This is a genomic window from Bacteroides sp. MSK.18.37 (assembly GCF_019129155.2).
Taxonomy (GTDB): Bacteria; Bacteroidota; Bacteroidia; order Bacteroidales; family Bacteroidaceae; genus Bacteroides; species Bacteroides ovatus.
The window spans coordinates 1,671,965-1,686,238 of sequence record NZ_JAHOIB020000001.1 but is presented as its reverse complement, the minus strand read 5'-3'; the positions used below and the strand labels follow the sequence as shown (position 1 = coordinate 1,686,238).

The 14,274-nt window shown below is 38.7% G+C and carries 8 protein-coding genes; all 8 read right to left on the bottom strand.

Annotation, left to right across the window (positions count from 1 at the left end; all coding sequences use genetic code 11):
* Positions 1-154 precede the first annotated feature (154 nt).
* Positions 155-1,540: a LamG-like jellyroll fold domain-containing protein gene (locus tag KSX81_RS07070; RefSeq protein WP_004299223.1), complete on the bottom strand. Its 1,386-nt coding sequence runs from the start codon at positions 1,538-1,540 to the stop codon at positions 155-157.
* Between the two features lie 72 nt (positions 1,541-1,612).
* Complete coding sequence (locus KSX81_RS07065) at positions 1,613-3,430, bottom strand: alpha-L-rhamnosidase C-terminal domain-containing protein (RefSeq protein WP_004299224.1); 1,818 nt, start codon at positions 3,428-3,430, stop codon at positions 1,613-1,615.
* 20 nt (positions 3,431-3,450) lie between these two features.
* Positions 3,451-5,772, bottom strand: coding sequence for a family 20 glycosylhydrolase (locus KSX81_RS07060; protein WP_004323482.1), 2,322 nt, complete (start codon positions 5,770-5,772; stop codon positions 3,451-3,453).
* Positions 5,773-5,794: 22 nt separating this feature from the next.
* Complete coding sequence (locus KSX81_RS07055) at positions 5,795-6,682, bottom strand: DUF6528 family protein (protein ID WP_004299226.1); 888 nt, start codon at positions 6,680-6,682, stop codon at positions 5,795-5,797.
* A gap of 79 nt (positions 6,683-6,761) precedes the next feature.
* Positions 6,762-7,727, bottom strand: coding sequence for a DUF6528 family protein (locus tag KSX81_RS07050; RefSeq protein WP_004299227.1), 966 nt, complete (start codon positions 7,725-7,727; stop codon positions 6,762-6,764).
* Between the two features lie 12 nt (positions 7,728-7,739).
* Complete coding sequence (locus tag KSX81_RS07045; RefSeq protein ID WP_044919523.1) at positions 7,740-9,227, bottom strand: arylsulfatase; 1,488 nt, start codon at positions 9,225-9,227, stop codon at positions 7,740-7,742.
* 46 nt (positions 9,228-9,273) lie between these two features.
* Positions 9,274-10,767 (bottom strand): RagB/SusD family nutrient uptake outer membrane protein, encoded by a 1,494-nt coding sequence (locus tag KSX81_RS07040; protein WP_004323480.1) that lies wholly within the window; start codon positions 10,765-10,767, stop codon positions 9,274-9,276.
* Between the two features lie 12 nt (positions 10,768-10,779).
* Positions 10,780-14,127, bottom strand: a complete 3,348-nt coding sequence (locus KSX81_RS07035) for a SusC/RagA family TonB-linked outer membrane protein (RefSeq protein ID WP_004299232.1) — start codon at positions 14,125-14,127, stop codon at positions 10,780-10,782.
* Between the last annotated feature and the right edge of the window lie 147 nt (positions 14,128-14,274).

Sequence of the window (14,274 nt, the reverse complement as noted above, 5' to 3'; positions counted from 1 at the left end):
TTATAGTTAATTATATGAATCTATATTGGACCTATTTTACAATAAGAAAAAATACAGAGATTACTTTTCAACTTAAGAATTAAAAGCTGGAAAGTAATCTCTGTAGCTTGTTTATTCTGATTACCTATGAAAAATGATTCATCTGCGGAGTGTTTTATTCTTCCAATGTATCATATAATAGTTTAACCTCTTCGGCTGTCAAAGCACGGTCATATATACGAGCTACGGCAATTTGACCTTTATAGGCTCTGTCTGCTTCATTTGCAGCACCAGCGTCTCCACCAATTACGAACCATTTATTTCCTGGAAATTGGAATGAATTACCCTTAGCAGGGGCTCTTTCTGCCTTGATTTCTCCATCTAGATACAATTTAATGGCACCTGCACTTCCTGTACCATCCCAGACACCCACTACATGGTACCATGTTTCTTCTGGCACTTCACCCAGTGGAGGCGTATTACAAGCTGAATAATTACCTATATAGGGTTCAAAAGTCCAATAGTTATCTTTATCTTGCCAAGTAATGGCAACACCGCCACCACCATGACACCCCATCGGAATCGGACCGCTTTCTCCGTAATCTTTAGCAGTTACATATAATTCCATTGAGAATCCATCGGCAATTGCATTTTGGAAAATTAAGTTTTGGGTGAAATCAACAATATAGAAACCACTGGTAATTTTATTCGCATTTATTGTTACCGGGTCGAATTTTGCAATATAACCAAAAGTTTCATTTTCAATCATGCTCAAAGTAGAACCGGCAAATGCTTTAATAGGCATTTTCATCGCAGAAAGATCTTCTGCAGTACCATCTGCATTGAACTTAACATCGAGTAACTCTGCCATATCCACAGCACCCGCTTGCCTGATTTCTATGCTTTTTGTTGTAGGATAAGCGGCCGACTCAGAAGTAATTTCCACCGTTGCAGTACGTATTTTTGCGATATCACTTGCTGCTACTGTAAGAATTAACTGTTTGTTTGTTAATGATTTTTGAGTAATCCATTTAACATTTTCAGGTATGATACATTTCAATGAAGGTAAATTAGTGTTAATTGCAATGGTGACATCTTTCCCTTCTTTTTCGACAGAAGTATTCTCAGGAGTCACTATTAATCTTGGTCCACCTGGCTGAATACAATTCAATACGAAATCTTGAACAGATGAATTCTGGGTGGTCGATAATATCACTGTAGCTTTTCTTTCTTCCAATCCTTCATTTTCGGCTACTGTAAATGAAATCTCTTTTGAACCGCTTCCTTTTGTGATGTCGGCTTTAAACCATTCGTTGCCTTCGGAAATAGTTATTTCCCAGTCTAAATCGGACATCACTCTCAGCGTCAGGTTTTCAGCGCTACCAGTCAAATTACAGTCTCCACCACTGATACCGCCAATTGGATTTCCACTTTTATCAACTAAACGTAATACTTGATGTCCTTTTGTGCCGTCTTCGTCGTTGTCTGAACAAGAAGAAATACCTACACATGTGAATAATGCAAGCATTATCCATACATTCATTAATAATTTCTTTTTCATTTGTTTACTCCTTCTAATTTATACATTACGGCAGTGTAAACTACCTTCTAATTGTTTTATAAAACTCATTATCTATTTGATGACTGATACTCCCTTAGGGGCTTTCACCTCTGATATTACATTGCCATTTGCTTGCTTCTCATGGTAAATTTGTAGTTCGCCATAAGGAGTTGGAAATGTACCTTTCACCCACTGTAAATCGCCTAAATGAGGAGTTATACGTACTTGACGACATCCTGGTTCTATTACTTCCACACCTAAAATGTGACGGCTCAACCAAGAAGTTGGTCCTGAAGCCCAACCGTGACACAAACTATGACGGAAGCCTACATAGCAATAAGCGCCACAGTCACCATGAATATCTTTTTTCCCTTCCGGTACTAGTTCGTCGATGGGGGCTGCATTCGGAATCCAATTGATATCGAAATCTTCCCAAAAACTAGTGGCTCCCAAGTCGATCATTGCTCCCCAATATTCACGAATCACGTCTAATGCTCCTTGATAATTGCCGGCCATAGCCATTGCTTCCAACATATAATAGCCATAAAAAGTAGAGAAGCCCTGTGCACCATTTATTGAGAGGAACTCTTTATCAGCTTTTGGGGCATCAATTAATCCTGTAATCGTCATTAATGCAGTCACTTGCTTGGAGCCGGGCGCATCGGGAGCCGGACAGGAAGCTAAAAACTTTTTATAAACTTTGGATGCAGCTTTTACCAACTTCTTCTCGGCAGCTTTACAGTCATTAGACAATTGTCTGTCTTCAAATAGTTCTGCAAATTCAACTCCGACTCGCATTCCCCAAACCATTAAGGCTTGGAGCCCTGCCGCAATTGCGTCTTTGTTGCTATTCGATGGCCAATCCAAAAAACGAGTGCCATCCAGACATTCCTGCCCATCGGGGGCTATTTGAGTCATTAATTGTCTCAATAAAGCTGTAATATAATCACGTGATTGTTCCAGATAGGCTTTATTTCCATGATAGCGATACCATTCATAATGACACAACAGCCACCAGATAGAATAAGAGGAGAATCCTGCATTCATCCAATGTGGCAATGGCGTGATATCACGCATTAAATCCAAACTTTTAGGTACCACTTCATTGTAACCGAACACGGAGTTTACAGTCATCACCTCTGGATAGGAATCACCTATCCAGACCAAACGGTCTCGTTTAATTCCATCCCAGAGATGATTCTGCATATTCAGGTGAACGGTATAAGCTCCCGTCCGCCATATTGTGTTAAGTTTCTCATCATTACATTGGAAAGAACCGCGATACGGAATATCGCGCATGATAGAGATTGCACGGACCTCCTTAAGCTCAAGTATTGCGTCTGTATCCAATAGATCAATGCGCACAAAACGAAAACCGGAGTTTCCTGTTTCATATACTCCGAGCCATGGAAGGATAAGCTCTTGATCTCTAATAGCATGGTCGTTTGTCGCTCCTCCTTTGCCGTCTATGTCGGACATTGCTTCACTGACCGATTCGCCATAACGAAGACGGATTTTTACCGGCTTATGGCTTGGCCAGGCACCAGTGACTAATTGTACTCCGCCATGAAGTTCTTTCCCGAAATCAAGCAGAATAGCTGGACGAGCCCCATCGGTAGAAGATAGTCGGCAATATGTGGCGGCTTTGACCGTTTTCTCTTTCTTGCCTTGTAAACCGGTATCTATTGATTCGTAATCGTAATACGCTCCCCAATAAGCCTGACCATCTCCCTGGTTTAACAGAAAATTACAATTAGTGATGTGATCACTGTCTTGTTGCCAAACAATCCGGGTGGGAGTAATGTAGGTACGCACACGCGTATCACGCTCTTGGGCAGGCACCAAACATACATTCAACAGCGACAATATAATTATCAGTTGTGTTCTCATGATTATTTATCATTGGTTAATTAATGGTTGTATATTGGTTTTATTTGTTTGCCTGAAGCATCATGCATCTTTAACGACAAACATCCACCATTGAAATCGAAGTAACGAACTTCTAACGGATGCCATCCTTTTGCCAATGCACGTTGACTTGAAACTTCATTCCTCAAATGTCGGCCTCCGTTGTCTATAATCATTTCTTCATCTACTTTTAATGTACTTCCTTCATCAGATGAAAGGCTGAATGAATAGATACCGTCAACCGATACGTAAAAATAACCGGTAAAAATTAAACCTACTTTACTGTTGCCTACTTCTGAAGGAATATATATATCGTCGATGGTTCTCTTTTCTTTTAAATGGTAATTTTCTATTACTTGGCAAGAAGGAATGTCGCCTTCATACCATGTAAGCATTAATCCCTTTTTTTTCGGAGCTTTAATATCTACCGCTGGAATATATCCATTCTGCTTTTTATAAGAAGCATGGAAAACTTTACTTGATTTTCCATTGGGGCGATATGCGCGGAACGCAAAACTTGCAGAATCGCGGATGGATATAGGAGTGGTGTATACTGCCGATTTTTCGGTTGGCTCTGTGCCATCGTCAGTATAATGGATAACAACGTCTGGATCAGGGGAAATGACATTTACTTTAGTTTCACCGATAAAAGTATTTGTGTTGCAAAATCCTTCCAAATCAGCCATGCGGTAATCTATTCCCAATGCATCTAAACGATTGAATTGTCCGGTCATGCGTCTCTGGAAGCTTTTCCAATTGTAATTTGCAGCTTGTGACCAACCTGTCTCTGCGATGGCGAGTAACCGAGGAAATGCCATATAATGCATTCGTTCACGGGAAGGAATGAACTCACCCCAAATGTTTCCTTGTACTCCTAATATTTGTTTGGATTGAGATTCGTTCAATGAGTCCAATAAAGATACTGATTCACAAATCAGACGAGTGGACTGTCCTATTTCGGAATAATCCAAATAGAAATCGTAGTTCGGGCAAAGAATGACCGAATTACCTTGGGCTATGGATTTTTTTACAACCTCTTTTTCATAGCTTTGCCACCACATCACTGTAGCCGTAGGCGACACTCCACCTTGCAATATTTCATCCCAGCCAATCAAACGTTTTCCATTTTCATTGAAATATTGTTCCATTTGATGAATGAACCATGATTGCAGTTCTTCTTCTGTCTTTAAGTTGTTTACTTTCATACGTTTCTGACAGTCTGAACACTTTTCCCAATTCTTTTTTGAAACTTCATCCGCTCCTAAGTGTACATATTCAGAAGGGAATAGTCGGAAAATCTCGTCATACACGTTCTTGCAAAACTCTAAGGCACTCTCTTTACCCGGACAAACAGGAGAAGAAATATTCATCGGTGCTTCTTTTTGTGGAAAACAAGATACATTCGCATAAAGGCTAACTGCTGTTTGCATATGTCCCGGCATGTCTATCTCTGGAATTACGTCGATGCCACGTACTGCTGCATACCTTATAATTTCACGTATATCTTCCTGTGTATAGAACCCCCCATATAGAGTATCCCCTTCTATAATTCGTAATTTATCAGAAGGAATGGCAAGAGAGGGATTTTGTTCTCTTTTTGAACGACTCATGCAAATACGATCTTGGTCATTAAATGTACGCCATGCCCCTTTCTCTGTCAGTAGGGGATATTTCTTGATTTCAATGCGCCACCCCTGATCATCAGTCAGATGCCAATGAAACTTATTCATCTTATAAAGTGCCATAACATCTAACAACTCTTTCACTTCTTCTTTACTGAAAAAATGGCGAGCTACATCAAGTAGTATGCCTCTCCATGCAAAACGTGGTTCATCTATGATAGAAACAGTTGGTATTGACCAAACTGTATCCCAAACAACGGTTGATGCTTCTATTTCAACAGGAAACATTTGACGGATTGTTGATATAGCGGCTATTACACCGGCATAATTCGCCGAAGATATGTGTATTTGGTTCGAGGTAACCTTTAATGTGTAATTGCCTTCTTTGTGAGGTAATTTTTCATCTATACATAGTTGAATATGCCCTCTTCCCTCTTCTGTAACAACAAACTTATAACCAGTGGCACGTTGCAAGATGGTAACTAAATAATCTGCTGCCGATTTTAAAGAGGGGGCATTGATGCTGATAATCATATCGTCCTGTAGAATGAATGCTTCTTTTCCTACTGTTAACTGGGCAGGTTCAGGAAGTAATTTTAATGTCCTTTCCGAATGGTCAACAGAGTTTGTGCATGAAGTATGGACTAACAATAGAACAACCAGCCAACTCCCCAATATTAATATTTTATTAATAATATGCATAAATACTTTTTTAATTTTATGATTATTCATAGATAACTGGACGAACCTTATACAGATTGATGCTGTCTATAGTTAACGTTTTCTTTGGATTCTCCAGATAAATATTGTGAGTCCACCATTCGATTTCGGCTTGTGTATAACTCAAAATTCCATTTTCCTTGTTATAATTAAATGACTTGATGAATTTTTTCCCTTCTAAAGGTTGAAATGAAACAATTTTTTCCGTGTCCAAATCAATTACATAAGTTCCGGACGATGTTGTAAATCCCAATTCATTTTCTGAAATGCGAATCAAATCGTGTCCGTCGTCTGTTGGCAGTTTCCATACTTTTTCCATCTGTAATGTTGGTTGTTCACTTTTCCAATTCTTTAGGGAATAAGCTTTTAATTCATTAAAGCCGAGTGCGTATAACAATTGACGGTTTTCCATCCAGATTACTCCATGCCCCCAAAAAAGACTATCCTGAAAAAGAACTTGGTTAGGGTGGTTGATGTCAAATAATTGTATACAGTCTCCTTCTTCATTATGTGATAATGCTACCACTACCCGATTATCAGGAAGTAGCTCTATGGAATGTGCGGCTGGAACTCTTGCATAAAACAAGCATTTTTCAGATGAACGCTCAATAATTGCTGCTCCTCCAGCCGAAGAAGATGTAAGTAACCAGTCACCATTTTTTGCAGTTTTGCATTCATCCATTCCTTGAAAGTATTTTTTGAAATCGTCAGGGATATTAGACTCTTGTGCATTCCATTTCCATACGATATCTAAATTTTTTCCCTCTGAGTTATCTACATTGACAATCCATACTTTGTCGTCACCACAGACAACAATTTCGTTCTTTTTTTGTCCGGTAGCACATGCGCACAAGACAAAAAAAAGTATAAATATTGCATATATCTTTTTCATATTTTTTTTCTTATATCCATTTTACGAACTATTTAGAAAGCTATTTTTTACAAATTTGTAATCGCTTCTTTCTGTTTATTTATTCCCTTTCAGGTACTGTTCTCACTTTATAAAGATTTACATTACTGATGGTGATTGTTTTGTTGGGATTTTGGATGTGAATATTATGTGTCCACCACTCAATATCTGCATAAGTATAAACTAAGTATCCGCTTTCTTTATCGTAATTGAAGGATTTGATAAATTTGCGACCTTTCATAGGTTCGAATTCAGAGATAGTTCCTGTATTTGTATCGAGTACATATACGTTATAAGCTGTTGTGAATCCTAATTCATGATCTGAAATGCGAATTAAATCATGTCCATCCGGTATTTGCTCTGTCCCACCTAAAGGTAGATTCCATTCTTGCTTCTTCACAAATGAGGGCGTTGATGTATTCCAATCTTTTAGTTCATAAGCGAGTAATTTATCATATCCTAATGCATATAAAAGTTGCTGATTTTCCATCCAAATGACACCATGTCCGCCTTTTTGATCTTCTTTAAAGATAACTTTGTTAGAAGCGTCCCTGTCATATACCTGAAAGCCGCCTGCGTCACCAGAGAGGGCCACTACGACTCGATTGTTGGGCAGCAATTCAATAGAGTGTGCTCCTGGAGCATCCACAGCAGTGAATAAACATTTTTTGGTTTTACGAGAAAGAATAAGAGCTGCTCCTCCCGAAGATGTTAGCAAGACAAGTTGGTCGTTTCCTTCATTTACGACTTTGCATTCATCCATTCCCAATAAACGTCCTTTCAATGTTGCAGAAAGGTCATCGGCTGTTTTCGAATCCCATTCCCACTCATATGGTACTGTGGTCATAGAGGCTTTGCCTATATTGACAATCATGACTTTTGAGTCTCCACATGTAATGATTTCTTTATCTACTTTAGAAGATGAGCCGGAGGTAGTGCCATAAAGCTCATCTAAATTGACATCGTATTCATCTTTACATGCAACAAAAAGTAAAGCCAATACAAGTAATAAATTCCATTTTTTCATATTTTCGATAATTTATAATTTGTAATTAGTAACAGGGGATTCCGTATGAGCTTTTTTCATCTTTTTCTCTATTTCCTTCACTACATTCGGATAAATAGATGAAAGATTGTACTGTTCTTGCGGATCTGTTTCCAGATCATACAACTCTACACAACGGTTTCCGTTTTTAATATTAGAAAGATATCCTTTCCATTTTCCCATGCGGATAGCTTTCGAACCTTTCCCTTCCGGAAGCTCCCAATAAAGATATTCATGCACTCCTTGACGGTTGCCTTTCAAAGTAGGAAAAAAACTGATGCCATCTGTTTTTTTGTAGGAATAGCCGCTAATTTCGCCTAATGTAGGCAACACATCCCAAAAGGCGCAAATATGATCGCTGACAGATCCGGCGGTGATCTGATCGTGCCAATGAACAATCATTGGCACTCGGATACCACCTTCACGTAAACTGCCTTTTCCCCAGCCCTTTTCCGATTTGAAGGGTCCTGCACTATCAAACCAAGGAGCATTCACTCCTCCGTTGTGAGTCGGTCCGTCATCACTGCTGAATAGGATTAATGTGTTTTCATAAATCCCGCATTCTTTTAATAATTCAACCAGACAGCCGACTTGCTCATCCATATAACTAACCATGGCAGCGTATGTAGCTTTTGGATAGCGACAAGGGAAGTATCCTTTGTCACCCAAATAAGGGGACTCGTCACCGAATTTTTTTACATAATAATCAATCCAGCGTTGAGGTGCTTGCAATGGTACATGTGCAATGGGAGTAGGCCAATATAGAAAGAAAGGACGTTCTTTGTGTCGTTTTACAAATGAAAGGACCTCATGAAGCATTAACTCCGGTGCGTAAGATTTGGAGACAAGGAATTCATAACTTTCTTTCTTATTAGGGTCGGCTGTTGCATCGAATTTCTGATTTGGTGAAAGAAGGCGATTAGGCAGATATTCCCGATGTTCGTTTCGCCACAGAAAAGGTGGATAATAATCATGTGCCTGTCGTTGACAATGATACCCATAGAAAAAATCGAAGCCCATTTTGCGGGGAGTAGAACTTGATCCTGGATAGCCTAAACACCATGTACCAACGCAACCGGTTGTATAACCTGCTTGCTTTAATAAGGATGCCACCGTTATCGTACCTTCAGGCATCGGACGTTGCCCCTCTAAAGTAGAATCTGCCAATACAGCCAAATAATTCTCAATATCACCTCGTTCAGGTAATTCGTCATTTCCACGGATATAGGCATGTCCCGTATGTAATCCTGTCATTAATGAACAACGAGAAGGAGAAGAAACCGCAGAACCGGAATAATGTTGGGTAAACCGCATACCTTTTGCAGCTAACTGATCTAGATTCGGCGTTTCTATCTTTTGCTGCCCATAGCACCCTAGATCCCCATAACCGATATCATCCGCCAAAATATAAATAATGTTTGGTCGTTGATCCGGATTCTGAGCTTTTGTTCCTGATGGACACATTACAGGCAAAAAGAACATATATAATAATGGATACTTATTGTTCATTTTAATAAGAAATTTATTTTTACCAACCGGGATTATTGGGTAATAGATTCGGATTATCATTCACTTCTTGCTGTGGAAGTGGAAATAAATAATTCTTATCGTTAAATATACGTCTTTCAATAATGGAACCATCATACTTTTGTACGGTACTACCGTTCATTAGTTCCTTTGCGATTTTCCAGCGGCGTATATCATTGTAATACCAACCTTCACCTGCAAATTCGATGCGGCGTTCATGACGTATTCTTTCACGCATCTGCTCTTTTGTAAAATTATCTTTTGTTTTATCAAATAAAGGCATCTTTACGCTAGGACGATTACGTACCTCGTTTATGCCATCGTATATAGGTTGATCTGGTTTATCTAAACGTTCATTTCGTGCTTCCGCATATATCATAAGTATATCAGCATAGCGCATAAGAATAATATTGATATCATTCTTATCGTCTATGGTGGCGGCAGCTGTGTCATAACGTGAATATTTCTTGAACGTATAACCGGTATTTATGAATTTATCGTTTGTTACAATCTGTCCCATATAAGTGGCACCGGGATGAACGATAGTTGCATAGAAACGAGGATCTCTATCTATATATAAATCTTTTCCATCGGTGTACGATGAACCATCTTTCATATCGTAAGCTTTTACCAAATCTAAGGTTGGAGCAATTGAGTTGAATTGGCGAAGTACGACATCCAACCCGTTACCCGAATGAACAAAAGTTGGGTACAGGTATTGTACATCAAAGATCACTTCTTGATTGTTTTCATGATCTCTTGAAAAGAGATTACGGTAGTCTGAAAAGAGGGAATACTTTTTGGAGTTTATCACTTCTTCAGCTGCTTTTTCTGCCTCTTCCCACATCTCATTGTATAGATAGACACGTGCTAGTAATGCTTTTGCGGCCCATTTATTGGCTCTTCCTGTTTGGGAAGAAGTTGCTGGCAATGCAGAAAAAGCATCTTTCAGATCTTGAATAACCTGAGCTATAATTTTAGCTTTCGGATCTCTAGGCAGAAATGACTGTGTATTTACATCCGGTTTATCTAAAATTAATGGAGCATCACCATACATGTTAGTAAGATCAAAATAAAACAACGCACGCAGGAATTTTGCTTCTCCTACCATCTCCTTTTTATCTTCTTCTGAAATAACAAAAGAAGGAGCACCGGCTATAAATGTATTGCAACGTCCGATACCTTGGTAACAAGCTCCCCATTTACCATTGACAATATCTGAATTTATAGAATTTACTGAGCCATCGCCAATTACTCGCCATCCATAAGTTCCATTATAATTGTAGGCGTTAGGGGTTCCGGTTTCACTAAAAATTAAATTACTTCCGTACATATATACATTATACATCGTACTATAACAGGCTACCAAACCTGCCTCAATTTGTTCAGGGGTTTTCCAAAAATTATCTTCTACATACTGGCTTGTGGGAATCGTGTCTAGAGAACAGCTTGTTATAGAAAGACAAAAAACAAATCCAGTTAATATTTTCTTCATAATTGGCATAATTTAGAATGTAACATTGATTCCACCTGTAAATGATTTTACAGAAGGATATGACCATATATAGTCTGAGGTTAACGATCTTTCCGGATCAAATATGTCAAAGTCCGAGAATGTCAAGAGATTTTCTGCATTCACAAATACTTTTAACGATGCAATTTTTAATGGAGCGATCCATTTTTGGGGAAAATCATAACTTAGTTGAATGTTTTTTAAACGTAAATAGGAGGCATCTCTTAACCAAAATGTGCTGGATTTTGTATAATTATCATGTTGACTGTTAGTAGTCAGTAAACGGGGGAATCCACCACCGGTATTTTCTGGTGTCCATGCTCTTTTCAGCCATTCGTAGGTAACACCTGCTCCATTAGCATAGGGGTACACCAAATTATGAGTAGGGTAAGTGCTAATTCCTGATACTCCTTGAAAAAATACATTCAGTCCTATTCCTTTATAATCTAGATTTAAGCCAAACGAATAGGTGAAATCTGGTACAGAACTGCCTGTTACTACACGATCATCTTCTGTAATTTGTCCGTCAGGTACTCCTTCAGGGCCGGATACATCCCTGAAAATTAAGTCACCGGCATGTGTGTTAGCACTTTGGTAAGCATGGTGTTTTACTTCATCTTCTGATTGGAAAATCCCGTCACAGATATAAAGATAATAAGCGTCAATTGGATATCCTTCTCTCGTAATTCTTTTGCCATTAATCATATCGTCACCACCAATGTGTACTACTTCGTTTTTAACATAAGTCACGTTACCAAATACATGATAGTTGAAGGCTCCTATATTATTGCGATAAGCTAAATTGGCTTCTAAACCGGTATTATCTACTGTGCCGATATTACGCATGGCTCCAGTTAGATTTCCTACCTGTGATGGTTGGTTGACAGAACGGAGAATGTCTTTTGTCCTTTTTTTGAAGAATTCAATTGAACCGCTCAGTGAGTTATTGAAAATTCCGAAGTCCAATGCTAAGTTGGTAATAGTTGTTGTTTCCCAAGAAATTTCCGGGTCGACAGCTTGGGTCATTGCATATCCCGTTGCAGGTGTATTCCCAAATATATAATTTACACCAGAACTCATAACTGGAGTGTATTGGAATAAGCCAATAGATTGATTTCCTAATTGCCCCCATGATACTCTCAACTTCAAGTTTGATAACCAATTTTGAGTATTTTCCATGAAAGTTTCTTGATCGATACGCCATCCGGCAGAGAATGATGGGAAAAGTCCCCAACGATGTCCTTTTGCAAAACGGGAAGAACCATCGTAGCGGAGATTTGCCTCAAAGAGATAGCGATCTGCGTAATCATAATTTATTCTGCCGAAATAGGAAAGTAACCGAACTTTACTGCTTGAACTGCTTGGCTTAAGAAATGTTGTAGCCAGTCCTACTTCTGTCAGTTCATTATCCAGATATCCGTCTTGTCCTTTTGCGCTGAATGACCACGCATTGAATTCTTCGTAGTTCATACCCAACAAGGCAGCAATGTTATGTTTACCGTTAAAACTACGATTCCAATTGACGGTCTGGCTTATTGATGGATTAATATCGTCATTCGCTGCATTCATTGCTGTTGTATTTGCAATCATTTTTTGCGGTTCCAATGTCTTTGGATTGTAAGTGTAGGTTGTTGGTTGGAAGTATCTTCTAGTTAAATCTACTTTTCTGACTCCCAATGTAATGTTGTATTTGATATCATAAGGGAAAATATATTCGGCGAATGCACTGCCGACAATACGAGTCTGTTTGTAATTATTCTCTCCATCCTTGCAAGACAGCAAGTTGTTGAATGTATTCTGTCCGGGAGTTACCACCCAACTACGGCCATAACTGCCATCAGCCAGATAAGGAGTCATTACTGGTAGAGCACGCATTCCCAATTGCATGTAATCGGAGATTCCAGTATGCGGCTCATTGTAATTTCTATAATTAGCCGACACATTGATTCCTGCTTTGAATTGACCGTATTTAATAGTACTATTGAAATTAATAGAAACTTTTTTAGCGTCTGTAAAATTAACAACCCCTTCTTGGTCTAAGTATCCGACAGATAAACCAGTTTGTATATGGTCATTTCCACCGGAGATACGTATATTATGTTCTTGCATAAAAGCATCACGAAAGTAAAGATCGAACCAATCTGTTGCCGGATAGGTATAAGGATCTACTTTCATTCCTTCTTTATATTCTTCTATGATATCTGCATAAAGAGGTGCTCTTCCTTCGTTCTCGTAAGCTTTATCAAAACCTTTCATATAAAGGATCGGATCCCATACGGCATCTGGCAGATAAGTGATTTGCTGTAATCCGAAAGAGTTGTTATATGAAACAGAAAATTTTCCGGCTTCCGCTTTTTTTGTTGTCACCAATACCACTCCATTTGCTGCACGCGATCCATAGATAGAAGCTGAAGCTGCATCTTTCAATACGGAAATGCTGGCAATATCGCTTGGATTCACATCGGTCAATGTTCCAGGAACTCCGTCAATTAGAAATAATGGGTCATTACCTGCACTGGAAAATGTTCCCATACCACGGATACGAATAGTAGCTGCGTCGTTTCCAGGCTGAGCGCCGGCTGCAGAGTTTACATAGACTCCTTGTGCACCTTGTAACGCTTGGGTTGCATTTGTAATCGGACGATTCTGAATTGTTTTGGCATCTACTACGGAAACGGCTCCTGTCAGATTTACCTTTTTTTGTATTCCATAGCCAACTACAACCACTTCATCAAGAAGTTCTGTATCTTCTTTTAAGGTAATGAACATACTTTTTCCAAAAACGGTTTTTATCCGTTGCTCTTGATATCCTATATAGGAGATTTCAATCATTGTGTTGGGAGAAACCATAAAACTAAAGTTACCATCCATATCCGTAATTGTACCGTTCGTTGTTCCCTGTTCCTTGATGGTAGCGCCAACTATAGGCTCGCCATTTGTGTCAACCACTTTCCCTGTTACTTTATTAGACTTGTCAGAGGACTGGTTATCTGTAGCAGGAGTCACAATTATTTTGTTACCTTGTACTATATGAGAGAGGTGATGTTTAGGTAGTTCTTGAATAAGCAGATCCTTAAGTTTAGCATTCTTTACAGAAATGGTAACCCCTTTTTTATTCTCTACTTCTACGCTACGGTATGAGAAACGATAGGGCGTTTGGGATTCAATTGCATTAAATAACTCTTTTACTGATGCATTTTTTAAATTAATGCTGACTTTTCCTGTCTGTGCATTAGCACTTGTGAATGTTAAGAAACAAAAAAATAACAATAAGGAATACAACTTGATTGTATTTTTATTATCTTTCTGCACTAAACTGATTAATTGTTTTTTATTTTTCATAAATACACAACTATTTGGTTTATTTTCTTTTTTATTAAGAGTTGGTATGAGCGGAAACTCATACAAGACTCATTCCTAACTTCGGATAATGGGCAAATTATCCGAAGTTTTTTTGTTTTTCATTCATGTTTTCATATCATTTCATTT

Excerpts from the sequence above, each read along its gene's own strand:
- KSX81_RS07055 (WP_004299226.1), bottom strand. The coding sequence starts at position 6,682 with ATGAAAAAGATATATGCAATATTTATACTTTTTTTTGTCTTGTGCGCA.
- KSX81_RS07065 (WP_004299224.1), bottom strand. The coding sequence starts at position 3,430 with ATGAGAACACAACTGATAATTATATTGTCGCTGTTGAATGTATGTTTG.
- KSX81_RS07040 (WP_004323480.1), bottom strand. The coding sequence starts at position 10,767 with ATGAAGAAAATATTAACTGGATTTGTTTTTTGTCTTTCTATAACAAGC.
- KSX81_RS07035 (WP_004299232.1), bottom strand. The coding sequence starts at position 14,127 with ATGAAAAATAAAAAACAATTAATCAGTTTAGTGCAGAAAGATAATAAA.
- KSX81_RS07070 (WP_004299223.1), bottom strand. The coding sequence starts at position 1,540 with ATGAAAAAGAAATTATTAATGAATGTATGGATAATGCTTGCATTATTC.
- KSX81_RS07045 (WP_044919523.1), bottom strand. The coding sequence starts at position 9,227 with ATGTTCTTTTTGCCTGTAATGTGTCCATCAGGAACAAAAGCTCAGAAT.
- KSX81_RS07060 (WP_004323482.1), bottom strand. The coding sequence starts at position 5,772 with ATGCATATTATTAATAAAATATTAATATTGGGGAGTTGGCTGGTTGTT.
- KSX81_RS07050 (WP_004299227.1), bottom strand. The coding sequence starts at position 7,727 with ATGAAAAAATGGAATTTATTACTTGTATTGGCTTTACTTTTTGTTGCA.